Origin of the sequence: Nonomuraea sp. 3N208 (assembly GCF_052245935.1) — a bacterium.
Lineage (GTDB): Bacteria > Actinomycetota > Actinomycetes > Streptosporangiales > Streptosporangiaceae > Nonomuraea.
Window position 1 is genome coordinate 23,229 of record NZ_JBQQBR010000030.1, and the last position, 25,490, is coordinate 48,718.

The 25,490-nt window shown below is 69.5% G+C and carries 20 protein-coding genes; 11 read left to right on the forward strand and 9 right to left on the reverse strand.

Annotated elements, in window-relative coordinates:
• Positions 1-4 precede the first annotated feature (4 nt).
• The 5 genes from ACTWPT_RS37995 to ACTWPT_RS38015 all read left to right on the forward strand — a co-directional run bounded on the left by ACTWPT_RS37995 (position 5) and on the right by ACTWPT_RS38015 (position 8,367).
• Entirely contained in the window at positions 5-5,209 is a 5,205-nt protein-coding gene (locus ACTWPT_RS37995; RefSeq protein WP_443182353.1) for a ThuA domain-containing protein, read from the forward strand.
• A 110-nt stretch (positions 5,210-5,319) separates the two neighbouring features.
• Positions 5,320-5,955 carry a hypothetical protein gene (locus ACTWPT_RS38000; protein ID WP_443182354.1) on the forward strand — a complete coding sequence of 212 codons (636 nt, stop codon included), beginning with the start codon at positions 5,320-5,322 and terminating at the stop codon, positions 5,953-5,955.
• A gap of 98 nt (positions 5,956-6,053) precedes the next feature.
• The gene (locus ACTWPT_RS38005) at positions 6,054-7,079 is read left to right on the forward strand and encodes a COG1470 family protein (protein ID WP_443182355.1); all 1,026 of its coding nucleotides are present in this window, start codon (positions 6,054-6,056) and stop codon (positions 7,077-7,079) included.
• Positions 7,076-7,786 carry a hypothetical protein gene (locus ACTWPT_RS38010; protein WP_443182356.1) on the forward strand — a complete coding sequence of 237 codons (711 nt, stop codon included), beginning with the start codon at positions 7,076-7,078 and terminating at the stop codon, positions 7,784-7,786. The genes ACTWPT_RS38005 and ACTWPT_RS38010 overlap by 4 nt, the downstream gene beginning before the upstream one ends.
• Positions 7,783-8,367, forward strand: coding sequence for a hypothetical protein (locus tag ACTWPT_RS38015; protein WP_443182357.1), 585 nt, complete (start codon positions 7,783-7,785; stop codon positions 8,365-8,367). Before ACTWPT_RS38010 ends, ACTWPT_RS38015 begins: the two co-directional genes overlap by 4 nt.
• A gap of 338 nt (positions 8,368-8,705) precedes the next feature.
• Here the strand turns inward: ACTWPT_RS38015 and ACTWPT_RS38020 are convergent, their stop codons facing one another.
• Together ACTWPT_RS38020 and ACTWPT_RS38025 are read right to left on the reverse strand one after the other, a co-directional pair.
• The gene (locus ACTWPT_RS38020; protein ID WP_443182358.1) at positions 8,706-11,267 is read right to left on the reverse strand and encodes a DUF7825 domain-containing protein; all 2,562 of its coding nucleotides are present in this window, start codon (positions 11,265-11,267) and stop codon (positions 8,706-8,708) included.
• 107 nt (positions 11,268-11,374) lie between these two features.
• Positions 11,375-11,560, reverse strand: a complete 186-nt coding sequence (locus ACTWPT_RS38025; RefSeq protein WP_443182359.1) for a hypothetical protein — start codon at positions 11,558-11,560, stop codon at positions 11,375-11,377.
• Positions 11,561-11,673: 113 nt separating this feature from the next.
• Here ACTWPT_RS38025 and ACTWPT_RS38030 point away from each other — a divergent pair, with 113 nt between their 5' ends.
• From ACTWPT_RS38030 to ACTWPT_RS38040, 3 genes are read left to right on the forward strand one after another with little or no spacing between them, the layout of a single operon-like run.
• Positions 11,674-12,663: a permease gene (locus ACTWPT_RS38030; RefSeq protein ID WP_443182360.1), complete on the forward strand. Its 990-nt coding sequence runs from the start codon at positions 11,674-11,676 to the stop codon at positions 12,661-12,663.
• Positions 12,660-13,313: a TIGR03943 family putative permease subunit gene (locus tag ACTWPT_RS38035; RefSeq protein ID WP_443182361.1), complete on the forward strand. Its 654-nt coding sequence runs from the start codon at positions 12,660-12,662 to the stop codon at positions 13,311-13,313. Before ACTWPT_RS38030 ends, ACTWPT_RS38035 begins: the two co-directional genes overlap by 4 nt.
• The gene (locus ACTWPT_RS38040; protein ID WP_443182362.1) at positions 13,310-14,086 is read left to right on the forward strand and encodes a TIGR03943 family putative permease subunit; all 777 of its coding nucleotides are present in this window, start codon (positions 13,310-13,312) and stop codon (positions 14,084-14,086) included. Before ACTWPT_RS38035 ends, ACTWPT_RS38040 begins: the two co-directional genes overlap by 4 nt.
• Positions 14,087-14,130: 44 nt before the next feature.
• On the opposite strand, the gene ACTWPT_RS38045 is transcribed toward ACTWPT_RS38040, so the two are convergent.
• The 3 genes from ACTWPT_RS38045 to ACTWPT_RS38055 all read right to left on the reverse strand — a co-directional run bounded on the left by ACTWPT_RS38045 (position 14,131) and on the right by ACTWPT_RS38055 (position 16,760).
• Positions 14,131-14,373 carry an AMP-binding enzyme gene (locus ACTWPT_RS38045; protein WP_443182363.1) on the reverse strand — a complete coding sequence of 81 codons (243 nt, stop codon included), beginning with the start codon at positions 14,371-14,373 and terminating at the stop codon, positions 14,131-14,133.
• A gap of 124 nt (positions 14,374-14,497) precedes the next feature.
• Positions 14,498-16,081: an MFS transporter gene (locus ACTWPT_RS38050; protein WP_443182364.1), complete on the reverse strand. Its 1,584-nt coding sequence runs from the start codon at positions 16,079-16,081 to the stop codon at positions 14,498-14,500.
• A gap of 265 nt (positions 16,082-16,346) precedes the next feature.
• Positions 16,347-16,760, reverse strand: coding sequence for a TIGR03086 family protein (locus ACTWPT_RS38055; RefSeq protein WP_443182365.1), 414 nt, complete (start codon positions 16,758-16,760; stop codon positions 16,347-16,349).
• A gap of 6 nt (positions 16,761-16,766) precedes the next feature.
• On the opposite strand from ACTWPT_RS38055, the gene ACTWPT_RS38060 reads away from it, so the two are divergent.
• Together ACTWPT_RS38060 and ACTWPT_RS38065 are read left to right on the forward strand one after the other, a co-directional pair.
• The gene (locus ACTWPT_RS38060; RefSeq protein ID WP_443182366.1) at positions 16,767-17,228 is read left to right on the forward strand and encodes an ATP-binding cassette domain-containing protein; all 462 of its coding nucleotides are present in this window, start codon (positions 16,767-16,769) and stop codon (positions 17,226-17,228) included.
• Complete coding sequence (locus ACTWPT_RS38065) at positions 17,225-18,937, forward strand: ABC transporter ATP-binding protein (RefSeq protein ID WP_443182367.1); 1,713 nt, start codon at positions 17,225-17,227, stop codon at positions 18,935-18,937. The genes ACTWPT_RS38060 and ACTWPT_RS38065 overlap by 4 nt, the downstream gene beginning before the upstream one ends.
• Here the strand turns inward: ACTWPT_RS38065 and ACTWPT_RS38070 are convergent.
• Complete coding sequence (locus ACTWPT_RS38070) at positions 18,889-19,821, reverse strand: TIGR03619 family F420-dependent LLM class oxidoreductase (protein WP_443182368.1); 933 nt, start codon at positions 19,819-19,821, stop codon at positions 18,889-18,891. The two genes, ACTWPT_RS38065 and ACTWPT_RS38070, sit on opposite strands and share 49 nt — an antisense overlap.
• Positions 19,822-20,137: 316 nt before the next feature.
• On the opposite strand from ACTWPT_RS38070, the gene ACTWPT_RS38075 reads away from it, so the two are divergent.
• Positions 20,138-21,970, forward strand: coding sequence for a rhamnogalacturonan lyase (locus ACTWPT_RS38075; RefSeq protein WP_443182369.1), 1,833 nt, complete (start codon positions 20,138-20,140; stop codon positions 21,968-21,970).
• Positions 21,971-22,182: 212 nt separating this feature from the next.
• Here the strand turns inward: ACTWPT_RS38075 and ACTWPT_RS38080 are convergent, their stop codons facing one another.
• The 3 genes from ACTWPT_RS38080 to ACTWPT_RS38090 form a co-directional block, all read right to left on the reverse strand.
• Positions 22,183-23,067 carry a carbohydrate ABC transporter permease gene (locus ACTWPT_RS38080; protein ID WP_443182370.1) on the reverse strand — a complete coding sequence of 295 codons (885 nt, stop codon included), beginning with the start codon at positions 23,065-23,067 and terminating at the stop codon, positions 22,183-22,185.
• Positions 23,064-23,996, reverse strand: coding sequence for a carbohydrate ABC transporter permease (locus tag ACTWPT_RS38085; RefSeq protein WP_443182371.1), 933 nt, complete (start codon positions 23,994-23,996; stop codon positions 23,064-23,066). Before ACTWPT_RS38085 ends, ACTWPT_RS38080 begins: the two co-directional genes overlap by 4 nt.
• Before the next feature lie 81 nt (positions 23,997-24,077).
• Entirely contained in the window at positions 24,078-25,436 is a 1,359-nt protein-coding gene (locus ACTWPT_RS38090) for an ABC transporter substrate-binding protein (RefSeq protein ID WP_443182372.1), read from the reverse strand.
• Between the last annotated feature and the right edge of the window lie 54 nt (positions 25,437-25,490).

Here is a 25,490-nt window from a genome sequence, read left to right on the forward strand (position 1 = left end):
GACGATGGCCTTAGCCCTCGTCGCCCCCTTCGTCACGCTCCTCGCGGCGCCCGTGAGCGCCGAGGCCGCCACGGCGGCGGAGCCCGCGTTCAAGGTACTCGTCTTCTCGAAGACGACCGGCTTCCGGCACGACTCGATCCCCGAGGGCATCGCGGCCGTGCAGAAACTCGGCCAGGAGAACAACTTCGCGGTCGACACCACCGAGGACAGCGCGCTGTTCACGGACCAGAACCTGGCGCAGTACCAGGCCGTGGTCTTCATGTCCACGACCGGCGACCCGCTGGGCACGCAGGGCCAGAAGGACGCCTTCCAGCGCTACATCCAGAGTGGCGGCGGCTTCGTCGGCGTCCACGCCGCCGCCGACAGCGGGTACAACTGGGCCTGGTACGGCAAGCTGGTCGGGGCGTACTTCAAGCAGCACCCGGCGATCCAGCAGGCCACCGTCAAGGTCGAGGACCCGGCGCACGCGTCGACCAAGGACCTGCCGACGACCTGGACCCGTACCGACGAGTGGTACGACTACCAGGCGAACCCGCGTGGCACGGTCCACGTGCTGACGTCGATGGACGAGAAGTCCTACACGGGCGCCACGATGGGCGCCGACCACCCGAACACGTGGTGTCAGGACTACGACGGCGGCCGTTCGTGGTACACCGGGCTCGGCCACCTCAAGGAGAACTACAGCGAGCCCAACTTCCTGAAGCTGCTGCTCGGCGGCATCCAGACCGCCGCCGGCGCGGTCAAGGCCGACTGCTCGGCCTCGCAGAGCAGCAGCTTCGAGAAGGTCACGCTCGACGACAACACGTCGAACCCGATGATGGTGGACGTCGCCAAGGACGGCCGGGTCTTCTACATCGACCGGCTCGGCGAGGTCAAGATCATCAAGCCCACGGGCGGCACGGTGTCGGCGGCGAAGCTGAACGTCTTCACCGCCAACGAAAGCGGCCTGCTCGGGCTGGCGCTCGACCCCGGCTTCGACTCCAACCACTGGGTGTACCTCTACTACTCGCCCACCGGCACGAACGTCGACCGGCTGAGCAGGTTCACCGTCACCGGTGACACCCTGGACATGACGAGCGAGAAGAAGATCCTCGACGTCCCGGTGCAGCGGGCCGAGTGCTGCCACCACGGCGGCGGCATGGTGATGGACCCCAAGACCGGCAATCTGTGGCTGGGCACGGGCGACAACACCAACCCGTTCGCCTCCGACGGCTACACGCCGATCGACGAGCAGTCGGGCCGCTCCAGCTGGGACGCCCAGCGAACCGCGGGCAACACCAACAGCCTCAGCGGCAAGCTGCTGCGGATCCACCCCGAGGCCGACGGCACCTACACCATCCCGTCCGGCAACCTGTTCGCGCCGGGCACGGCGAAGACCAAGCCGGAGATCTACGGCATGGGCCTGCGCAACCCGTTCCGCATCGGTCTCGACCCCAAGACGGGCAACATCATGCTCGGCGAGTACGGTCCCGACGCCAACTCGGCGAGCGCCACCCGTGGCCCCCAGAACACGGTCGAGTGGAACCTCGTCTCGAAGCCGGGCAACTTAGGCTGGCCGTACTGCGTCGGCAACAACACCCCGTACGTCGACTACGACTTCGCCACCAGGCAGTCGGGGTCGCCGTTCAACTGTGCCGCGCCGGTCAACGACTCGCCGAACAACGACGGCCTGACCAGCCTGCCGCCGGTGATCCCGGCGACGATCTGGTACCACTACGCGGCCGACCCGCAGAACTTCCCGGAGCTGAGCGGTGGCGCGCCGATGGGCGGCCCGGTCTACCGCTCCGACCCGAACCTGCAGTCGGACGTGAAGTGGCCGGCGTACTGGGACGGCAAGGCCGTCTTCGGTGAGTGGAACAACGACAAGGTGTGGTCGTTCCAGCTCGACGAGACCGGCACCAAGCTCGTCGAGATGAACCCGATCCTCGGCTCGCTGACGTTCAAAAAGCCGATGGACATGAAGTTCGGCCCCGACGGCGCGCTGTACATGATCGAGTGGGGCTCCGGCTTCGGCGGCGACAACGCCGACTCCGGCATCTACCGCATTGAGTACGCCAAGGGCACCCGCCCGCCGATCGCCCGTGCCACGGCGGACAAGACCGACGGGCCCCTGCCGCTGGCGGTCAAGTTCTCCAGCGAGGGCAGCCGGGACCCGGACGGCAAGACGCTCACCTACGCCTGGGACCTCGACGGTGACGGTGACACCGACTCCACCGACCCCAACCCCGCCTTCACCTACGAGGAGGGGGGCGATTACAGCGTGGTCCTGACCGTCAAGACCCCCGACGGCAAGACCGCCACCGCCAGCGTGTCGATCAGCGCGGGCAACACGCGTCCCACCGTCAAGGTGGACGTTCCGCCGAACGGCGCCTTCTTCGAGTTCGGCGACCAGGTGAAGTTCAAGGTCACCGTCACCGACGCCGAGGACGGCACGATCGACTGCGAGAAGGTCAAGATCCAGGCGATCCTCGGCCACGACAGCCACCCCCACCCGCTCGACCAGCTCATGGGCTGTGAGGGCACCCTGCAGACTAAGCAGGCGGGCCACGGCGAGTACGACAACCTCTTCTACGCCATCGAGGCCAGCTACACCGATGGGGGCGCCAATGGCGCCGGACCGCTGACCGGGCGGGGCCAGATCATCCTGCAGCCCAAGCGCAAGCAGGCCGAGCACTTCGCGCAGACCGGCCGGGTGGCCGACGGCAAGGGCACCGACGCCGCAGGCGTCCAGGCGGAGACCACGACCGACACCCAGGGCGGCAACCAGCACATCGCGTTCGTCCAGGACGGCGACTGGTGGTCGTTCGACCCGGTGAACCTGTCGAACGTCACCGCGATCCGGCTCCGGGCCTCCTCGGGCGGCGCCGGCGGGACCGTGCAGGTCCGGGCGGGCAACCCGACGACCGGCACGCTGATCGGCTCGGTCGACGTGACACCCACCGGCGGCTGGCAGACGTTCACCGACGTCACACTCAACCTGACCAGCCCACCGACCGAAAGCGGACCGCTGTACTTCGTGGTGCGCAAGCCGGCGAGCGCGGCCGACAACGCCTACCTGGCCAACTTCAACTGGGTCGACTTCGTCGGCAAGGGCGCCACGGACAACCAGCATCCGGTCGTGACCGCGACGGCGACCCCGGCGACGGGCGTAGCCCCGCTGAAGGTCGACTTCAAGGCGACGGCCACCGACCCCGAAGGCGACCCGATCACCTACAAGTGGAACTTCGGGGTGAACGGTGCGCCGGAGCCCACCACCGCCGACGCGAGCCACACCTACACCGCGCCGGGCACCTACACGGCCGTGGTGACCGTGTCCGACGACAAGGGCGCGTCGGCCACCGCCCAAGTCCCGATCAAGGTGGACGCGCCGGCCACGGTGTGCTTCACCGGCCGTTCCGACGACTTCCTGGGGAACCAGCTCGACCGTGACCGCTGGTCGGTCATCCGGGAGAACCAGGACCTCAAGGTCGCGGACGGCAAGCTCGTGATCCCGACCTCGACCACCGACATCTACAGCACGGGCGGCAACACGCCGAACATCGTGGTGCAGCCGGCTCCGTCGGGGGCCTGGACCGCCACCGCCAAGCTCACGCTGGACGCGCGTGACGCGTACCAGCAGGCGGGCCTGATCATCTACGGCGACGACGACAACTACGCCAAGATGGTGCTCCAGGCGCGCTCGACCTCGGGTTCCAACCACGCCAGCCGCATCTTCCAGTTCATCCGAGAGGAGAACGCCGCCCCGAACGAGGTGTCGCAGAGCAACACCGCCAACCTCGGGGACACCTACCCCGACACGGTGTACGTGCGGTTCGTCAGCGACGGCGGCAACATCACCGCCCACTACTCCTCGGACGGCACCACGTTCACCGCGATGCCGCAGACCAAGTCGCTCACCGGGATCACCAACCCGAAGATCGGCCTGCTCTCGCTGGCCGGGGCCAACCACCCGGTGGTGGACGCGTCCTTCGACTGGTTCCACATCACGCCGGACGACAAGGCGACCGGGCCGGAACCGAACGACGAGTTCGACGGCACCGCGCTCGACGCCTGCCGCTGGAACGCGATCGTGCGACCCGACGCCACCGCGGCGCGCGTGAGCAACGGCAAGCTGGAGCTGGACACCACGAAGGGTGACATCTACGGGACCGACAACAGCGGCCCGAAGAACCTCATCCTGCAGCCGGCCCCGAGCGGCGACTGGACGCTGGAGACCAAGGTGGACGCCTCGGCACTCAACGAGCAGTACCAGCAGGGCGGCCTGATGGTGTACGCCGGCGACGACGACTACGTCAAGCTCGACTTCCTCACCACCAACTCCGCGGGGTCGACGGTGACGCGGAGCATCGAACTGCGCAGCGAGGTCGGCGGCACCGTGCAGAACCCGCAGCCGCAGGTGAACAATCTCACCACCGGCGTGTGGTGGCTGCGGCTGAAGAAGGAGGGCAACACCTTCACCGGCTCCTACTCCTCCGACGGCCAGACCTGGACGAATCTCTCCGCGACGGTGGAGAACAGCGCGGTGGCCACCGGCGCCAAGGCCGGCGTGTACACCATCGGCACCAACCAGTCGGCGTCGAAGACGGTCACGTTCGACTACTTCCACCTGACCAAGGGAGCGTCGGGCGAGGACAAGACCGCGCCGGTGACGACGGCGACGACCGATCCGGAGCAGCCGCCGGCGGGCGGCGCGTTCACCGGTCCGGTCTCGGTCACGCTGAAGGCCGCCGACGAGGACGGCGGCAGCGGGGTCGACAAGACCGAGTACCAGCTCGACGGCGGCGACTGGACCGCCTACACCGGACCGGTCACCGTGACCGGCGACGGGCAGCACCAGCTGCGGTACCGCTCGGCCGACAAGGCGGGCAACGTCGAGGAGGCCAAGACGCTGACGCTGACCATCGCGGCGTCCTCGTCGCAGGTCAAGCTGACGGTCTCCGCCTCGTCCCGCTGCATCGGCACCTCGGCGTACGTGGCGGTCACGGCCGTCAACGGCTCGGACGTGCCGGCGACGGTGACGCTGACCACCCCGTTCGGTTCGAAGACCGTGGCCGACGTGGCCCCAGGCAAGCAGGCGTACCAGTCCTTCAACAGCCGGGCCGGGCAGATCGACGCGGGCACGGTGACCGTGAAGGGGACCGCGACGATCGGCGGCGAGCAGGTCACCTCGTCATACGACGCCACCTATCCGGCGATCAGCTGCCGCTGACCGCACCGGCGGTGACCACGGTCCAGGCGACCCGGACACCGCCCTAGCAGAACCGGGGCCGGCCGGCCGATCAGCCGACCGGCCCTGCCCCCCATACATGGAGCAAAGACATGAAAATCAACAGGACTACGCAGCTAATCGCCGCAGCGGTGCTCGGTGTCGCACTCGCCGGCGTCGGCGTGGCCGGTCCCGCGGTGGCGGACGACGACCCCGAGAACGGCATCGACGTGTCGGTGACGATCGAGCCCAACACCACTCCCGGTCAGGTGTCCATGACCGTCGCCGACAACGGCGGAGTGTCCCTGCAGGAGGACGGATCCAACGCCGCCGCCCGCCAGTTCGTCGGCACCCTGCCGACGGTCACGGTGACCGACAGCCGCCGTCCCGAGGAGATCCCCGCCGGTGACTTCTGGGCGGTCGTCGGCCAGGCCAGTCAGTTCACCGCGACGAGCGGTTCCGCGCCGCCCATCGGCCCGCAGTACCTGGGCTGGCGGCCGCGCCTGCTGAGCGACTCCTCCACCGGAGCGGTGGAGGCCGGTGAGCCCGTCTCCAGTGTCATCTCCGACGGCTCCGGAGCACCCACCGTCGGTCTGCAGGGCCAGGAACTGCTGGTGTCGACGGCGAACTCCGCCGACGAGATCGGCACCTGGCAGGTCAACGCCGACCTCGCCCTGCGCACGCCCGTCGACGTCGCCGCAGGCGAGTACCACTCGACCGTGACGCTTTCGCTGTTCAACCAGTCCTGAGCCGGAGGCAGGACGCCATCGCCCGCTGTGGGCGTCTGGGACGTGCGCCTGGCCGGCGCACGTCCCAGACACCCACGATGAGACTGGAGACACCTCTGTTGACCACAAGCCGTTCGCGAGGCGCCCTCGCCCGCCTCGCCGTCCTGCACGCTGTCGGCGTGACCCTGCTGGCCGCCATGGTGGCGTTCGCGACGCCGTCCCACGCCGACACCACCTGGTCGGTCGTGCCGGCCAACGCCGACGGTCCCGACGGCCGCAGCGTCATCGACCTCGAACTCGCCGGCGGACAGCAGGTGGTCGAGCATGTGGCGGTCATCAACCGCTCCACCCAGCCGGTCGACTTCGCGATCGACGCCAACGACGGCTACCTGACCTCCAAGGGTTACTTCGACATGCGGCCCTCGGACGCCACACCGACCGACGGCGGCGCCTGGATACAGGTTCCCGAGAAGGTGACCATCGCCGCCGGGGCCACCTCCGTCGTGCCGGTGACGGTGTCGATCCCCCAGAACGCGACGCCCGGGGATCACCCCGCGGGTGTGACCGCGTCCCTGGAGACCATCTCCGGTCAGGTACGGGTCCAGAACCGGGTGGGCGTCCGCCTGAACATCCGCGTCACCGGCGACTATGTCACCAAGGTCGCCGTGACCGACGTGCGGGCCGAGTACACAGGGTCGTGGAACCCCTTCGCCGCGGGATCCGTCGAGGTGACCTACACCGTGGCCAACGTCGGCAACGTCCGGCTGGTCACGGACAACCGGGTTCTGACGTCCACGTTCGTGGGTCAGAGCAGCTGGAGTGACCCGTCCGCGGCCAAGGCCAGGGAACTCATGCCGGGCGGCAGCCGCACGTTCGTCGCACGAGTGCCCGGCGCCTGGCCGCTGGGGCCCATCGGCACAACGGTCACGGCGATCCCCTCACCCACGGGCAAGCCGCTTCCGGGCGTCACCGCCGAACGGGTGGCGATCGATACCACGGTCTGGGCCCCGCCGTGGCCGCAGCTCGGCCTCCTCGCCCTCCTCGTCCTCGCCTTCCTCGCCATCCGGCTGATCACCGCCCGGCGCCGCAGACGTATCGAAAAGCTGATCATGCTTGCCAGCCGAGGTGCGCCTCAGGAGGCATGAGCACCATCGACATCCGCCCTCAGGAGGTGGCCACCATCAACCGACTCAGGCAACCGCCCCCGGTACGGCATGCGATGCGGGGCCGCGTGCTCGCCCTCATGGTCGCGTTCACGCTCGGCGCGATCGTCGCCGGCGGTGTGGTGTTCGGCATGACCCGGCCGAGCTCGATCGAGCAGACGGCCGATCGCCTCCGTGCCGAGTCCGCCCTCCGCGACAAGACGCAGATCAAGACCCTGACGGAGCTGGCCCGCAGCACGCGGGCCCGACTCGTCCCCGTGCTCGACGGGCTGGGCCGGGCCATGCCCGCCGACGGCACCGCGGGGCCCGTCGCGGTGACCGCCGCCGACGTCAGGACCTGGCAGCAGGCGGCCGCCGCGGCCGTCCAAGGCTTCGCCGACCCGCCGTCCGGTGAGACCGCCACCAACGTGGCGCGGTCGACTCTCGCCTCCGCCGTACGGCAGATCGCCACGACCGTCGACACCTACGCGGCCGCGCAGGACCTCACCGGACCAGCCCGCACCGCCGCCATGGACCTGGCCGTACGGCAACGCGCCGACGCGCTCTTCACCTGGTCGATCGGAGCCACCGCTCTCGACGCCGTGAACATCGACGCGGGCTACGGCCACCAGCACGTGTTCCTACCGACATCACCCGGCGAAGGGGCGCTCACCCCCGACACCGAACCCGAGGGGAGTCACCACTCGTGAAAAAGGCACCGGCATACGTCCTCACCATCCTGCTGGCCGGGCTCGCCCTGGTGCTCGGCGCACCCGCGGCCTCCGCCCACGGCGGACCCATCAAGCTGGAGGTGACGGGAGACGGCGCCGACAACGTCAACGTGCTGGTGACGTACAAGAAGGACGGCCATCCCGTCACGGAGATCGTCGAGGCGACGCTGACCGCGACCTCGGCCGACGGCCGGTCACTCGGCCCGGTGCCGCTCAGGTCGGCGAGCGAGGGCCAGAACGTCTACCGCTCCGCCGAGCCGCTGCCGAACGGGGAGTGGCGGGTCACCGTGACCGCGACCGAACCCTCCAAGGCGAAAGCGACGGTGAAGGTGAAAGCGGGCGTGGTCGCCGCCGCGCCCGTGACCGCGACCGCTCCCACACCGGACCAGGCGACGGCGCCCGCGCAGAACAAGGCCGCCGCGGCGACGACCGTGGTGGACGACGAAGGCGCGATGGGGACTCCCCTCAAGATCGGCATCATCGTACTCGCGGCGCTGGCCGCCCTCGCGGCTTGGATCGGCCTCGCCTGGCGGCACAACCGCGTGGGCGTCCGGCGCTGAAGGACCTCAACGACGCCCGTACGACGGTGCCGGCAGGGGAAGCCCCCAGGGACGGTGGAGGCGGGCACCTCCGACGGGAGGTACATGGAGTCCAGCTCTTCCGCCGCATCGCCGGTCAGAACAAGCACTCGGGCCATGACTACGCGCACGCTGCAGTGCGCTGGGCGCTCGAGCCCGGCCCTCGGTGACCGAGGGTGCCTGCCCGGCCGGGCAGGCACCCTCACGCTGCGTCCTCGTCGTCACCGGCCATTCCAACGCTGAACTCGTCGGGCAGCCGCGGCTCCGTCGTGGGGTCTTTTTCTAGCGGGTCAAGGAAGATCATCTCAAACCGAGCGCCTTTACAACGTAGATTTATAAGCGACGAGCTGCACCAGGCGCCGTGCCTCCTGGATGAGCCGGCTCGACCCCTTACGGGCCGCGATCGCCCCCACCTCCGGCAGATCAGCGCGCACCCCCGCGATCCGCGCCGCCCTGGCCCCCGCCGCCAGCAGGTCGGCCAGGCCCGCGCGAGGCCGCTCGCCATCCTGGGGCAGCAACCCTGGCAGCAGCCCTGCGATCACGGCCCATACCGCCTCGTGCGCGCCGGCCTGGGTGACATCGTCGAGCACCGACACCACCCGGTTGAGCTTGACGACGTCGGCCGTGACCAGCGTCGTGACCGCCCGCGCCAGCTCCGCCGCCGGGACCTCGCCGCGTGCGGCGAGCGTCAGCAGCGCGTCCGTGGCGGCCGCCCGGTCGGCCGCTCGTGCGTGCCCCATGCCGCAGGCCAGCGCGTACGCCATGCCGTCGGCGAGCGGACCGTCCCCGTGCGCCAGACTCGCCAGCACGTGCGCCTGACTGCTACTGCTGTCCATTTCGGATAACAGGATGCTGGTCAGGTGCGCAGCCACGACCTCCCGGTGCGACGGCATGACCGCCGGCCACCAGCCCACCGTGGATGAGTGTTGCGGCCGCGCCTCCACCAGGTCGCGGATCGGCTCGGGCGCCCCGGGCATGGCGATGGTGGCGATCAGCTCATGCCAGTCGTAGCCGCCGTAACTCTCTCGTCTGCGGAGAATGAACGTCACCTCCGGGTCGGCGGGTCGCTCACCGCGCATCCAGGCGGCGCAGGCCCGGCCCGCCGCCGACGTCAGCCGTCCGGCCCGCGCGACGTCGGCGGCGCCGACCTCGCGCGGCAGCCGCAGCAGGGCCTGGGCCAGGTCGGCGGCCAACGCCTGCACCCCGGCGGCCTCCAGGCGTTCGACACGGTCGAGCAGCACGCCGGGATCGACGTGGCCGGCCCCCGACGTGGGCGTGGCCAGCAGGACGGGACAGCGACCGCCGTTCTGGAAACGCACCGTGACCTCGCGGACGCGACGCAGGTAGAGCTCACAGAGCGGGGCGGGGCCACTCGACCACCTGCCGCGGGTCAGCTTGTCCTGGGGCAGTCTCATGCTGTCCCGCGGGGAGACGACGGCCAGGAACGCCCGGCGAAGGGCTTCGACGACGCTCTCGTGGCTCTCGTGATCGTAGACGCCGAAGAAGTGCGGATCCACCGGGTCCCACCACGACCCCAACGCCGTACGCAGCGCCTCCAGGTCGCGGTGCGACCATTCGGCCAGCCCGCCCAAGAGCCGTTCGAAGTCGGACGGGTCCACCGGCCAGGTGAAAGCGCCGACCGCGTGCGCGAGCTCCTCCGCCGAGCCGAACGGCGGCCCGATCCGGCGGCTGTCCCCGGCCGCGGACAGCGGCGTGACGGTCACCTCCGCCTCGGCGATGCCGCCCCCGTACGCCGCCGACACCTTCTCCCGCAGGTCGGCGGGCAGCCCGGCGGCCGCGTCGCGGACCGCTTCGCGCCCGTCAGCGCCGGCCCGCGGCGCCAGCTTCACCGCCAGCCGCGCGGCCCGCTCCTGCAGCGCCAGCGTGTCCTGCGCGAAGATCATGGCCATGGCGCGCAAGACCGTGTCCACCCGCTGGAAAGGATCCGCGGCGGGCTCGCGGAGCACCGCGTCGCCGGCCCAGGAGATGGTGGAACGCAGCAGCTTCTTCTCCGGCCGGAACGCCAGCGCCTCCAGCGCCTCGGCGAACAGCTCCTCCTCCAGCCGCCCGGCCTCCTCCAGGCGCCGCAACTGAGCCAGCGCCATGTCGGCCACCGCGACCGGCCCGGCCGGCAGCAGCCTGGCGTAGTCCCTGGCCCGCTCGGCCGCCTCATCCAGGTCCAGGTCGAGCCGGTCGTGCAGGCCCACCAGCGGGATCAACGCCGCGGGCCCGTCGCGCAAGAGCCGCCCGACCAGCCCGTCGATCACGGCCGCGCGCTCCAGCAGCCCGTCGTCCAGCAGCCGCACGACACTCTCCACCACACGCCACCCGTCGACCAGCCCCAGGCCGTCGATCTCGAACAGGCGTGGCCCGTACGCGGTCAGCAGCGGATCCCCCGCCGCGGTAGCCGGGTCGAGCCGGCGCAGCCAGCCCGTCATGAACGCGTCGCCGTCCGGCGGCTGAACGCCGGTCTCCCGGACGAGCGCCGCGGCCACCGCCCACGGCCACAGGTCGTCGTGGCGCAGCCGCCCGGCCAGCCGCAGCGCCACGTCCGCCTGCCACTCCACGGGGCGCCGGCGCAGCAGCCCCAGCACACGGTCCACGACCCGATCCAACACCTGTCCACGGAACTCGCGCCGCAGCAGCCAGCCGCTCACCGCCGAAGCGCCGCTCAGGCAGCCCGCGCCCGCCATCAGCAGCGGCCTCAGCTGCCGGTGCCACACCCCCCAGTCCAGCGCGCCACGAGGCCGCCCCGTCAGATATCTCGGCAGCTCGGCCGCCACCGCCTTGCGCTCGGCCGGGTCCAGCTCGCCGACCAGGCGGATCGTCCCGAGCACGTCGCCGGCCCGGATGTGTTTCAGCAGGTCGTCCCACGCGCTCACGCGGACACCTCCAGGAGGAGGCTGCGCGCCTCCTGCGAGTATCGGCTCACCATGATCGGGACCCTAGCGAGCACCCCCGACAATCCCGCCCCGGCGACGAACCCGGCCTAGACGAGCCCGCCCGGCCCGCATTCGCCCAGGTCGCCGACCTCCTCGCGCCGGTCCCCGGCCACCCCGCCACCAGCCCCGGCCTCGCCGAGGAGCTGATCGACCTCCTGGCAGGGCGACCCGCCCCCGGAGGCGTACACGGTGGTGCCGGCGGTGCGGGAGATCACCGGCCGGGAGCCGCGCACGTTCGAAGAGTGGGTACGAGAGCACGCCGAACCCTTCACACACTGAAAACCGTTGTCGCCCCGCATGCCATACTGAATCCTCCGAAAAACCGGCCACGGAGGGCGACCACCAGATGACCGCGACAACGGACCGGCCGGCCCGCGAACGCTCAAGCCCGGCCCTCGGGCTCCCCTGGGCGTTCCTCGCGCTGGTCGGACTGTTGGTGGCCGGCAGGTTCCTGCTCGCGCCGCACCTGACCGACCCGGCGCTGCGGACGTGGGCGACGGTGTTCGTGGCGGTCTGCGTGCAGGCGATCCCATTCCTGGTGTTCGGAGTGGCGCTGTCGGCGGCGATCACGGCGTTCGTGCCCGCGTCGTTCTGGACACGGGCGTTACCGCGCCGCCCCTACGCGGCGGTGCCGGTGGCGGGCATGGCCGGGGCGGTGCTGCCAGGCTGCGAATGCGCGTCGGTGCCGGTGGCCTCCGGGCTCATGGCGCGAGGCGTCGCGACGCCGGCGGCGCTGGCGTTCCTGCTGGCCTCCCCGGCGATCAACCCAGTGGTGCTCGTGGCCACCGCCGTCGCCTTCCCCGGCGACCCGTCGATGGTGGTGGCCCGGTTCGCCGCCTCGCTGGCGGTGGCGGTGCTGGCCGGCTGGATCTGGGCACGGTTCGGGCGCGCCGCCTGGCTGCCTGCCCCGCGCCGCCACACCGAGCCCGGACAGGGCCGATGGGGCGCCTTCCTCGACGCGATGTGCCACGACCTCCTGCACGCCGGCGGATACCTGGTCGTCGGCGCCCTCGCCGCGGCGACACTGAACGTGGTGATCCCCCGCGAGTGGCTGACCACGCTCGGCGGAGTGCCCGTGGTGTCGGTGCTGGTACTGGCGTTCCTGGCAGTGCTGCTGTCGATCTGTTCCGAGGCTGACGCGTTCGTGGCGGCCTCGCTCACGACGTTCTCGCCGACGGCGAAGCTGGCGTTCCTGGTGGTCGGGCCGATCGTGGACCTGAAGCTGATCGCGCTGCACACCGGCACCTTCGGCCGCGCCTTCGCCTGGCGGTTCATACCGCTCACGCTCACCCTGGCGATCGCCGTCAGCTTCGTCACGGGCTGGGCCCTGCTGTGAGCCGCCAGGCCCAGGGATGGCTGCTGGTGGTGCTCGGCGCGACCCTGCTCAGCGTGTCGGCGTTCTCCGCGATGTACGCCAACTACGTCAGAACCGGCTTCCGGCCGGCGCTCGTCGCGACCGGCGCGGTGCTGGTCGCGCTCGGTCTGGCGACCGCCTTCCGGCGGCGGCCCGGCCAGCACGCCCCCCGGGTGGCATGGCTGCTCGCGGCACCGGTCTTCGCGATCGTGCTGGTCGCGCCGCCCGCGCTCGGCTCCTACGCGGCCCGCCGCCAAAGCGCCCCTCCCCCACCCGCGACCGCCTACGCCGGACCACCGGCCGCCGACCTGACCCTCGGCGAGTTCATCGGCCGCGCCTACGGCACGTCCCTGGCAGGCCGGCGGGTCCGGCTGACCGGCTTCGTCGTACCGTCCGGACGCGGCTGGCACCTGACCAGGATGCGGATCAACTGCTGCGCCGCCGACGCACTCGCCCTGGAGGTGAGCGTCGAAGGCGCGCCCGCCCCGCCCGAGGACTCCTGGGTACGCGTCACCGGCACCTGGGCGCCCTGGAAAGACGGGATCCCCGCCGACTACGTGCCGCCTGCCATCGCCGCGACCGACGTCGTCACGATCGAACCACCCGCCGAGCCGTACGAGGAGCCCACGTGAACCGCTCCACCCAGGCTTCGCTCCTGCTCCTGCTCGGCGGGGCGCTGCTGTGGATCTCCGTTTTCTCCGCCGACTTCACCAACTACGTCAAGCCGGGCTTCCGGCCCCTGCTGATCCTCGCGGGCGCCATGCTCACCGTCCTCGGCGTGGCGGTCCCGGCCGCGGAACGGCGGCGCCGACGCCGGACGGCGCTCACCCCTGCCGCACTCGAGGAGGAGCTGCACATGGCGCGGCTGCTCGGCCGCGAGCCCGTCATCCCCAGCTCGGCGGCGGCCCATGAGGAACACCAACACGAACCGGTCCGCATGGCGTGGCTGCTGGCCGTCCCCGTGGCCACGATCTTCCTGATCGCGCCGCCGGCACTCGGCTCGTACACCGTCCAGCGGGCCGAGCACGCCCCCGCCCCTCCCCCGCCGTCCGTCGTGGACGCCGACCTGCCACCGCTGAAACCCGACGGGGTCAACGACCTGAGCATCGGCGAGTTCGCCGGCCGCGCCTGGTCCGCGCCTGCCTCACTGAAGGGCAAAAGCGTGCGGCTGACCGGCTTCGCTGTGCCGTCCGCCGGCGGCTGGCACCTCGCGCGGCTGCGCATCGGCTGCTGCGCCGCCGACGCCCAGACGATGAAGGTCACCGTCAAAGGCGCGCCCGCACCCGCTCCGGACTCCTGGGTACGCGTCACCGGGACCTGGATCCCCGCCGCCCGGACGGCCGTCCCCGCGCTGGCCGCCGCGCAGGTGGAGCCGGTCGACGCCCCGGGGGCGCCGTACGAGTAGTGCTCATCACCGCCCGAGCGCCTTTACATTGTAGATTTCTTACGTCAGGAGCGAGGGACGAGTTTGAGCCGGTCCACCTTGCCGGTCTGGTTGCGCGGAACAGAGTCCACGAACGTGATGTCGCGTGGCACCTTGAACCCGGCCAGTTCCGCTTTGACAGCCTGCCTGAGCTCCTCGGCCGACGGCGCCGTCCCCTCCTCGGGGACCACGAACGCCGCCAGGCGCTGGCCGTGAACAATGAGCCTTCTGTGAAGGGTCAGGGCGTGGGCGAGTATGTGTGGCCGCAAATCGGACCAGAGGGGGCTAAGAGGATCCGGGCGGCCTGGTCTGTCACGTGCCAGGCGCTCCCGAAGGGGAAGCGCGTCACTGGGGCAGTCTCGGCAGACAGCCGTTCGGCTGCCTGTCAGAGGGTCAATCTCCGGCCGGGACGGCCTCCCCGGGCTCCTGAGCGGGAAGCGCGCCGGCGGCGGGCGACGCGCTGATGGCCGGGACGTGCCGGAGTCCGACGATTGCGAGGACAGCCAGGCCCAGGAATAGCAGGGCCGCGATGAGCGCGACGACGTTGAGCCCGCTGGTGAACGCATCCCGGACCGAGTTCAGCAGGTCAGCCCCGGCCTGGCCGGAGACTTGCTGGGCGGCCGGAACCGCGCTGGCGATGCTCTCGCGGGCCGCGTCGGCCACGCCGACTGGGACCCCGGAGGGGACGATCACCTCGGCGCGGTAGACGACGCTACCGATGAGCCCCAGGATCGCCACCCCGAGCGCCGTACCGAACTCGCCGAGAGTACCGGACAACGACCCGGCCGACCCCGCCTTCTCCGGCGGCGCGGACGACATGATCAGGGTGGCGCTCAGAATGCCGACCGCGCCACCGCCGACGAAGGCAATGGTGAGCCCGGTCAGCAGGGTCGCCAGGCCGGTGGGGCTGCTTGTTACCTGAGTGATCACCAGCATGCCGATTGCCGCGAGCACTGCCCCGGCGGCGAGCACATAGGCGGGGCGGACCTCACGCGCGGTCGCGGCGGCCAGGTTGCCCACGACGATCATTGCGATGGCGGGGGCAAGCATCCACAACGCGACCCGGAACGGCATGAGCCCTTGGACCATCTGCAAGAACAGGGTGGCCATCAGGGTGGTCCCACCCGAGAAGAGCGGCGCGCACAGCGCGAGCAGCGCCGCGGCGGCCAGCGCACGGCTGTTGAACAGGCTCAGGTCCAGCAATGGACTGCTCAGCTTCCGCTGGCGCTGCACGAACACCAGCATGAAGACCAGACCGGCGACGATCGCGGCGATCGGCAACACGTCCCAGCCGGTCCTGGCCGCTTCCTTGAGTCCGTAGATGATAGGCAAGATGGTCGTCAGGGACAGCACCACACTGATCGCGTCCAGTCGGCCCGCACTCGGGTTACGGGACTCGGGCACCAGGAACGGGCCCGCGAGCAGCAACAACGCCATGATCGGTACGCCCATGAGGAAGATCGAACCCCACCAGAAGGATCCCAGCAGCAACCCGCCGACCACCGGGCCGAGCACGATGCCGGCCATCAGGGACGTCCCCCACATGCCCATGGCGGCCGCCCTCTGCCTGGGATCCCTGAACATGGTGCGAATCAGCGCCAGGACCGAGGGTGTCACCGCTGCGCTGGCGATACCCAGCAGGGCGCGGGAACCGAGCAGCATCGTGGTGGAGATCGAGTAGGCGGCCAGTAAAGACGCGGCGATGAACGCCACCGCCCCCAACAGCAACAACCGCCGCCGGCCGATCAGATCGCCCAGCATGCCCATCGTGACCAGGAACCCACTGACCATGAAGCCGTAGATATCCGTGATCCACAGCTGCTCGGTACTGTTGGCCCCCAGGTCCGCGGTCACCTGCGGCAGCGCCAGGAACATCACGTTGATGTCCACGGCCGCCAGCATGGTGGGCAGGCACAGTACGGCCAGCCCGAGCCACTGCCGCGGCCCGGCCTTGGAGGAAACGTCGATTGCAGTCAATCTCTTGGTCCTCTCACTGTTAGGTGGCACTGGCGATGCCCGTAATGGGCGAATGCGTGCCGGCGTCGACGGCATCACCGAGCGCGTACACGGCGCTCTCCCCGTCGGCGACCGGGCGGCCGGGGCGGTTGGCGGGCTGGCGGCGGGCTGGCGGCGGGCTGGCGGCGGATTGACGATCGTCACCACCGGCGAACGTCCCGCGTGCCCGCGAATCGGCAGGGCGCCTGGGCGTAGCCAGTGCGCGCCCGAGCTCCGACCGGGGCGTTCAGCTGGGGTCGCGTCCGAGAAGACCGAGCAACCGGTCCTGCGCCGGAGCGTCCTCGGGGACCTTCACCTCCGGGCCGCACACGCCTTGCGCCCGCAGTGTCTCCTCCCCGAGCACCATGAACACCCCGTGCCAAACCTTCCAGACCCGATCGATCTCAGCCGGGTCGATCCTGTCGTCCTGCCCGACGGCCCGGGCGAGGTCCCACCCGTGGATGACGAGGTCGGCGCTGATGACCTGGTCAATGTGCTGCTCGACCGTCAGGCGGCCGACGGGAGTGTCGTCCTCGGTCCGGGCGAGCTGGGGATCGTCGAGCACGGCCTCGACGTCGGCGCGGGCGGACCTGAAGGCGACCAGCGGGTCGTCCTCCACCGTCGGCGCCGGGCTGAGCCGGCGGCCGAGGGGGCGCAGCATCACTCCGTGGACGACGTGATTCGCGCCGCCCGGCTGGCGAACATTCATGATCGGATTCTCGAGCTGCCGCGCGGATACGAGACGGTGATCGGTGACGACGTCAAACTGTCGGGTGGAGAGGCGCAGCGGATCTCGCTCGCACGCGCACTGCTCGCCGCCACGCCCGTTCTGGTGCTCGACGAGGCGACCTCCTTCGCCGACCCGCAGACCGAACAGGCGGTGCGCCGCGCCCTGGCGACGCTGGGTCGCGATCGGACGATTCTGGTCATCGCCCACCGTCTGGAGACGGTCGCCGACGCCGACACCGTCGTGGTGCTGGAGGACGGGTCGATCGTCGAGCGCGGGAGGCCCGCCGAACTGCTGGCACAGGACGGAAAGTTCGCCGCGTTCTGGCGATCCCACCGATCGGCGATCGCCGACGAGATCGAAACCCGTGGTGGCGTACTGCAAGGAGACGAGCCCCGATGATTCGAATGCTGCTGCGCGTGCTGGGACACGAGTACGCCCAGCCGATGCGTCGCACCGTGGTCCTGATGACGATGACCGCGATAGCCGAGGGTTTGTCCTACGCACTGCTGGTTCCGGTGCTGCGGGCGCTGTTCGGGAGCACGCCCGAAGATGCCGGGCCATGGCTGATCGCGTTCGGGGCCGCGGTCGCGGTCTATGCGGCACTGCGCTATCGCAGTGATGTGTCCGGTATGCGCGTCGGGACCACGATGCTGCGTGGCATGTATCACCGGCTGGGCGATCATCTGGCCCGATTGCCCCTGGGCTGGTACAGCGCCGGCCGCGTCGGGGAGGTGTCCGTCCTGGCCAGCCGCGGCCTCCTGCAGGCGATGGGTGTGGCGGCGCATCTGCTGGCACCGTTCATCTCCGCTTGTGTGACTCCCCTGGCGATCGTTGTCGTGATGCTCGGCTTCGATTGGCGCATGGGGTTGGCCGCGTTGGTCGCCGCACCCGTCGTGGCGGCGATCCAGGCCTGGACGGCACGGTCGATGGCCGCCGGCGATGCCGAGCGCCACGAACGCGACCACGAGGCCACCGGGCGCGTCATCGAATATCTCCAGGCCCAGCCGGTGCTGCGAGCCGGCGGCCGGACCGTCGAACGCTTCAAGCTGCTCGACGACTCGCTGCGCGAAGTCCAGCGCGCGTCCCGCCGTACCGTGCTGTCGGCGTTGCCCGGCACAGTGGGCTTGACCCTCTCGGTGCAGGCGATGTTCACCGTGTTGGCACTGGGCGCCTATCTCGCGCTCGGCGGGAGCATCGGTGCGGCGGAGGTTTTGACGATCCTGGTGCTGGCCGCCCGCTGCGCCGATCCGCTGCTGTCGCTGTCGGATATCGGTGGCAAACTGCGCGGCGCACGTTCCGAGCTGGCGAGACTCGACACGGTGTTGCGCACCGAGCCGCTGCCGGAAGCTCGCGAACCGATCCAGCCGGTACACCACGACCTGGAGTTCGAGTCCGTCACCTTCCAGCATGGCGACCGCACGGTGATCGACAACCTGTCGTTGTCCGTTCCCGAGGGACAGCGGCTTGCCGTCGTCGGACCGTCGGGTGCGGGCAAGAGCACATTGCTTCAGTTGATCGCACGGTTCTACGACGTGGACGAGGGCGCGGTGCGCGTGGGCGGTGTGGACGTGCGTGCGATCAGCACTGAGGTGTTGATGGCGCAGATCGCCGTCGTCTTCCAGGAGGTCTATCTCTTCGACGGCACGATCGAGGAGAACGTGCGTCTCGGCCGGCCCGACGCCGACGAAGCCGAGGTGCGGGCGGCAGCGACCGCGGCGCGGTTGGACGAAGTGATCGAGCGACTGCCCGGCGGATGGGCGACGAACGTCGGCGAGGGCGGCGCACTGCTGTCGGGTGGTGAGCGCCAGCGGGTCTCGATCGCGCGAGCGCTGCTGAAGAACGCGCCCATCGTGCTGCTGGACGAGGTGACCTCCGCACTGGACCCGGTGAACGAGGCGGCCGTCCACGAGGGCATCGACCGCCTGATGGCGGGCCGGACGGTGGTGATGGTGGCGCATCGGCTGCGGACCGTCCAACGCGCCGATCGCATCGTCTTTCTGGACGGCGGCCGGATCGTGGAGGAAGGCAGCCATGACGAGCTGCTGCGCCGCAGTGGCCGCTACTCCGATTTCTGGAATATCTCCCTGACACCGGCAGCGCGTGAATGAGCAGGGCCGCCAGGTGCAGTGGCGGCGCGTAGCCCGAATCGGTCGGCGAACGCCGACAGTTCATCATGTCGCGCCTGCGGCTCCGCGGCAGCGGGACTCACCACGATCCGGGTCACTCCCTGCCCCGCCAGCCTCTCGACATCCTCCTCGGTCATGTCGATCGCCCCCCACCGCGTGTACTCCAGCGCCTGCGGATCCCGCCCGGCCTCGACGGCGGCCGACCGGGCCAGCTCCCACTGCGCGGCCCGTTCCCTGGCGTCCAGCGCCCCGCCGGGAAAGTACCCGTCGCCGCGGCGCCCGGCCCGGCGCGCCGCCGCCCGGCTCGATCCGCCGACGTGGATCGGAAGCCGGGCGACCCCATAAGGCTTCGGGAAGCTGCACAGGTCGTCGAAGGCGAAGAACTCCCCCGCGAAGCCGACGCCGTCCTCGTCGCCGCCCCACAGCAGCCGCAGCACGTCGATCGCCTCGTCGGCGCGCCGCCCCCGCGTGGCGAAATCCACCCCCACCGCCCGGGCCTCGCCCGGCAGGGCGCCGAGCCCCACGGTCAGCAGCCGCATGCGCCCCTTGGACAGCACGTCGACGGTGGCCAGGCGCTTGGCGAGGGTCACCGGATGGTGGTACGGCAACAACAGCACCGCCGTCCCGAGCAGGATCCGCCGGGTGGCCGCGGCGACGAAGCTCAGGCAGTCGAGCGGATCCATGTACGGCAGCGACGGCGGGAGCTCGAAGGGCCCGACCTTGGCGCCCGGATAGAGGACGACGTGTTCGGGCAGGTACAGCGACTCGAAGCCGCACTCCTCGGCATGCCGGGCGAACTCCACGATCCCATCGGGGTCGGCGCCGAAATGGGCCGTGTTGTAGCTCAGCCCGAACGTCACCCTCATGATTCATGCCTCCGGTCGTCCAGCAGTCAGGTCCCGCCCACGCTAGAACCCTGACACCGGCGTCAAGGCAACCCACCGGCCGCATCCTCACGACCGCTTGCGGGCCCGCAGCGAGAACGCTTTAATACGCCGAGCCCAGGCTCCCCGCACTCCCATCGCCGTCGAGGAGACCAGATGCCCGTCACCCCAGGCCCAGCGCTCCCCCACCCCGCCGGCGCAGCGACGTTAGCGCTAACACCCGTTCGCCCGACCCCATGAAACTTTCTTTTCTGCCTATCGGGAAAGCGCTTACCACCACCACAGAAAGGACCCCGCGATGCGGTTAAGAAGGGCCGGCGCCGCCGCCGTCCTCGCCCTCGCAGCGGCTACGACCATGACCGTCTCCCCCGCACAGGCGGCCCCGCCGACCAAGCAGATGGAGGACCTGGATCGCGGGCTGATCAGCGTGCGGTCCGGCACGGGCAACCTCGTGTCCTGGCGCCTGCTGGGCACCGACCCCGACGGCGTCTCGTTCAACGTCTACCGCGGCTCCACCAGGGTCGCCACCGGCCTCACCGCCTCCACCAACTACCTCGACAACGGCGCCGCGGCCGACGCCTCATACACGGTTCGGGCGGTGGTCGGCGGCGTCGAGCAGGCCGCCTCGCCGGGCTCGCTCCGGTTCACCGGCGGCTCGTACCTCGACGTGCCGATCCAGCCGCCTTCGGGCGGTACGACGCCGGACGGGGTCGCGTACACCTACAGCGCCAACGACGCCAGCGTGGGCGACCTCGACGGCGACGGCCAGTACGAGTTCGTCCTGAAATGGGACCCCTCCAACGCCAAGGACAACTCCCAGTCCGGCTACACCGGCAACGTGTACGTGGACGCGTACCGGCTCAACGGCACCCGCTTGTGGCGCATCGACCTGGGCCGCAACATCCGCGCCGGCGCGCACTACACCCAGTTCCAGGTGTACGACTACGACGGCGACGGCCGGGCGGAGATCGCGATGAAGACCGCCGACGGCACCAGGGACGGCGCCGGCACGGTGATCGGCAACGCGAGCGCCGACCACCGCAACTCCGGCGGCTACATCCTGGCCGGCCCCGAGTACCTGACCATGTTCAACGGCCTGACCGGCGCCGCGATGTCCACGGTCAACTACGACCCGCCGCGCGGCACGGTCTCCTCCTGGGGCGACAACTACGGCAACCGGGTGGACCGCTTCCTGGCCGGGACGGCCTACCTGGACGGCGAGCGCCCCAGCCTGATCATGGCCCGCGGCTACTACACGCGTTCGGTGATCGCCGCCTGGGACTTCCGCAACGGCACGCTGACCAAGCGGTGGACGTTCGACAGCAACTCGGCCGGCTCGCAGTGGGCCGGCCAGGGCAGCCACAGCCTGTCCGTCGGCGACGTCGACGCCGACGGCCGCGACGAGATCGTGTACGGCGCGATGACCGTGAACGACAACGGCACCGGCATGTGGACCACGCGCACCGGCCACGGCGACGCGCAGCACCTGGGCGACTTCGACCCGGCCAGGGCGGGCCTGGAGTACTTCAAGGTCAGCGAGTCCTCCTCCCAGCCGTCCTCGCTCTACGTCGACCCGCGCAACGGCCAGATCCTGTGGTCCACCCCGGCCGGGGGCGACAACGGCCGTGGCGTGGCAGGCGACATCTCGACCATCAGGATCGCCAGCGAGTTCTGGTCGGCCGCCGACGCGAACCTGCGCAGCGTCACCGGCAACACGGCGGGCCGCAAACCGTCCTCCATCAACTTCCTCGCCTGGTGGGACGCCGACCCCCTGAGGGAGCTGCTCGACCAGACCAGGATCGACAAGTACGGCACCAGCGCCGACACCCGCCTGCTGACCGCGTCGGGCGTGCACTCCAACAACGGCACCAAGGCCACGCCGTCGTTGTCGGGTGACCTGTTCGGCGACTGGCGCGAGGAGGTCGTCTGGCCCACCACCGACAACCGCGCGTTGCGGATCTACTCCACGACCACGCCGACCGACCGCCGCATCTACACCCTGATGCACGACCCTCTCTACCGGGTCTCCATCGCCTGGCAGAACACCGCCTACAACCAGCCGCCGCACACCAGCTTCTTCATCGGCGACCGCATGCCCGCCCCACCCAGGCCGAACATCTACGTGAGGTGAGCTCACCGATTCCGGCATGATCTCCTGGGCCGTCTGCGGGCCGTCAGGCGAGACTCGCGGGCCGTCGCAGCGCCGCGGCGACGGCCCGCCGCATCCGCTACTCCGACGTCGCCATGAGATGGGCGTAACCTTCAACAGCAAGGCACCTCCGTCGGTGTGCCCCATCCATTCCGCCACGGCCTTCGGAGATTGGCGGGAAGACCGATACCGGCCTACCTCAGGCCACCGACAGACAGCCCTCCGCGCCAGTGCCGCTGAAGCGTGAAGAAGGCGATGACGAGGGGAACGACCGACACGAGCGCGCCCATGATGATGAGGCTCCAGAGGGAGGTACTGCCCGCGTTGTTCGCCGAGGCGATTCCCTGCCAGAGGCCGAGGCCGACGGTGACGGGGAACAGGCGGTTGTCGGAGAGCATGGCGAGAGGCAGGAAGTAGTTGTTCCAGGACGCCACGGCAGACAGGAGCAGCACTGTGACCACCGCCGGCCGCATCAGGGGGAATGCGACCTGGAGGAACGTTCGTACCTCACCCGCACCGTCGGCCCGCGCCGCATCCAGGATCTCGTCGGGGACCGCGTCCCGCGCGTATACGTGCATCAGGTAGACGCCGAACGGGTTGAGCAGTGATGGGAGGATCACCGCCCAGATCGTGTTGGTCAGGCCGAACTCGGAGAACATCATGAAGGTGGGGATCACCAGGGCCGTCGCCGGCACCATCAACGCGCCGAGCACGAGTGAGAAGCTGAAGCGCCTGGCGGCGAATCGGTACTTGGCGAATCCGTAGCCGGCCATGACGGCCAGGACCGTGGCGCCGACGCCGCCCGCGAGTGCGTACAGCGTGGAGTTGAGGATCCACCTGCCGTAGATCCCATTGTCATAGGTGAACAGTTGCTCGAGGTTGCCGAGGTAGTCGATCCGCTCGGCGAACCACAGGGTGTTGCCGCCGCCGAACAGGCCGGGGGCGTCCTTGGAGCTGTTGACGATGACCCACCAGAACGGCACGAGGAAGTACATGACCAGGAAGCCGACGAGCACCTGCAGGGGGAGGTGGCGTTGTGGCCGGCGGCGGGCGCCGACTTTGGAGCGGTCACTTATCACAGGAAGCTCCTCCGCTTGCGGGTGAAGAACAGGAAGGCGTAGACGCCGACGAAGACGATCCCGCCGAGAGCGAAGGAGATCGCGGATCCGTAGTTGAAGTTCGCGAGTGCGAATGCCTGCTGATATGCGTACATGTTGGGAGTGAAGTCCGGTCCGATCGTGCCGGCCGCGAGGGATCGCAGAATCTGCGGTTCGTTGAAGAATTGCAGGGTGCCGATGAGCGAGAAGACCAGGATCAGGAGCAGCGCAGGGGCGATCAGCGGGATTTTGATCCGAAGCGCGACCTGCCATTTGCCGGCGCCGTCCATGCGGGCGGCCTCGTAAAGGGCCGGATCAATGCCCTGGAGCGCCGCGTACAGGATGATCATGTAGTAACCGGCCCACTGCCAGGTGACGACGTTGACCAGACCATAGAAGATCAGGTTGCTGCTGAGGAAATCAGGCGGGGCGGTGCCGAGCAAGCCGAAGATGTCGGAGAGCGGCCCGAAGCTCTTGCTGTACAGAAACCCCCACATGACGGCCCCGATGACCGTGGGAATCGCGTAGGGAAGAAAGATCATGAGGCGGGAGAAGCGGGTGAACATAGAGGTCACGGCATCCAGGATCAGGGCCAGCGCGAGGGCGACGATGATCTGCAGCGGGATGGAGACCAGCGAGAAGCGGATGACGAACCACGACCCGGAAAGAAAGCTCGGGTCGGTGAACGCCTTCACGTAATTGTCGAGGAGGACGAAGCTGGTGCCGCCGATCAGCTTCTTCTGGAAGAGGCTGAGGTATAACGCGTACGCGAGCGGCGCGATGAGCAACGCCAGGAAGACGATCCCGAATGGCCCGACGAAGAGCCACCCCATCAGATGCTCACGGAGGCGCACCTTGCCGCGGATCTTGTGCGTTTTCCTTTGGGTGCGTGGTGCACTCTTCTCGATCATGAGGGTCAACCTGGACTCCGAGATCTCTATGCTGGGGATTGCGGATGGGCCGCCCTGGTCCAGGACGGCCCACCCTTGACGTCACTGAACGGTGAAGCCTTGCTCTTTGGCGTACTTCGCCACGTCCTCCTGAAGCCGGTCGGCGGCCTGCGCTCCGGTGACGGAGCCCTCGATGAGCGCACTGACCTGCTTCGTCATGGCGTCGAAGTAGTACTGGCCGAACGGGCTGTAGGTGACGCCCTTGTAGGCGTTCGCCGCAGGCACGTAGACCTCCTTGTTCGCCTGCTGGCCGTCGAAGAACGCGACCTTCAAGTTCACGAATTCGGGGTCGTTGAGCGCCTTGAGGTTCAGCGGGAAGATGATCTGGTTGGTCCAGCCGTCGGTGAGCGACTCCTTGTCGGCGTAGAGGCCGTAGGCGACCTTCGCCGCGAGTTCGGGGTTCTTCGCCTGGCTTGTCACGGAGAAGGCTGACCCGCCCCAGTTCACCTGCACCGGGTTGTCGGCATCCCACTGCGGGAGCGGCGCCACCGCGAACTTGCCGGTGTCCTCGCCCTTGCCGACGCCGGCACCGGTGAGGTAGCCGGGCGCCCAGGCCGCCGAGATGTACGTCGCGTACTTACCGTTGATCACACCGGAGATGTACTCCGGGGTGAACTGGTCCTGCGTCCCGACCAGCCGCTTCTGCGCGAGGCGCCCCCAGTAGTCGAGCACGTCCTTGGAGGCCTGGTCGTTCAGCTTGACGCCGATCGAGCTCTGCTGCGCCGGGTCGTAGGTGAACGGGGCCGCGCCCTTCTGGATCTGCAGCGCCATCGTGAGGGCCGACACGTTCGCGGCGAAGTCGCCGAACGCCGGACCACCCGCGTCCTTGATCTTCTGGGCCGCCTGCTCGTACTCGGCCCACGTCTTCGGCGGCGTGATGTCGTACTTCTTGAAGATGTCCTTCCGATAGATCATCGCCATCGGGCCGCCGTCGACCGGCACGCCGTAGACCGCGTCACCGACCGAGACGTCCTTCCACGCGCCCTCGCTGTAGTCGGCCTTGACCGCGTCGAAGCCGTACTTCTTGATGTCGACGAGCGCGTTCTGGATCTGGAAGGTCGGGATCCGGTCCATCTCGATCATGATCACGTCGGGTGCGCCGGTCCCCGCCGAGATGGCCGTCTGGAACTTGTCGTACTCGTCACTGCCCTGGCCGACGTTGGTCCAGCAGACCTGCACCTCGCCGTTCTGCTTGTTGAAGTTGTCGACGACGAGCTGCATGTTGGGGTACCAACCCCACATCGTCACGACCGGCAGATTCTTCTTGGGGATCGTGTTCGTGCAGTTGCTCGCGCCGCTGCCGCTCGCGGTGTTCGCGCCCCCTCCCCCGCCGGAGGAGCAGGCCACGAGCGCGGTCGCGGCGGCGAGCATGGCCACCGCATGGAGCCATTTCTTGTTCATTGGCATATTTCCCTTGGGGATCGCGGCGCACGAAGGTTCATGCGCCGCCGTTGA

Excerpts from the sequence above, each read along its gene's own strand:
- ACTWPT_RS38070 (WP_443182368.1), bottom strand. The coding sequence starts at position 19,821 with ATGAGGGTGACGTTCGGGCTGAGCTACAACACGGCCCATTTCGGCGCC.
- ACTWPT_RS38030 (WP_443182360.1), top strand. The coding sequence starts at position 11,674 with ATGACCGCGACAACGGACCGGCCGGCCCGCGAACGCTCAAGCCCGGCC.
- ACTWPT_RS37995 (WP_443182353.1), top strand. The coding sequence starts at position 5 with ATGGCCTTAGCCCTCGTCGCCCCCTTCGTCACGCTCCTCGCGGCGCCC.
- ACTWPT_RS38000 (WP_443182354.1), top strand. The coding sequence starts at position 5,320 with ATGAAAATCAACAGGACTACGCAGCTAATCGCCGCAGCGGTGCTCGGT.
- ACTWPT_RS38010 (WP_443182356.1), top strand. The coding sequence starts at position 7,076 with ATGAGCACCATCGACATCCGCCCTCAGGAGGTGGCCACCATCAACCGA.
- ACTWPT_RS38085 (WP_443182371.1), bottom strand. The coding sequence starts at position 23,996 with ATGATCGAGAAGAGTGCACCACGCACCCAAAGGAAAACGCACAAGATC.
- ACTWPT_RS38055 (WP_443182365.1), bottom strand. The coding sequence starts at position 16,760 with ATGCTGCGCCCCCTCGGCCGCCGGCTCAGCCCGGCGCCGACGGTGGAG.
- ACTWPT_RS38065 (WP_443182367.1), top strand. The coding sequence starts at position 17,225 with ATGATTCGAATGCTGCTGCGCGTGCTGGGACACGAGTACGCCCAGCCG.
- ACTWPT_RS38075 (WP_443182369.1), top strand. The coding sequence starts at position 20,138 with ATGCGGTTAAGAAGGGCCGGCGCCGCCGCCGTCCTCGCCCTCGCAGCG.
- ACTWPT_RS38090 (WP_443182372.1), bottom strand. The coding sequence starts at position 25,436 with ATGAACAAGAAATGGCTCCATGCGGTGGCCATGCTCGCCGCCGCGACC.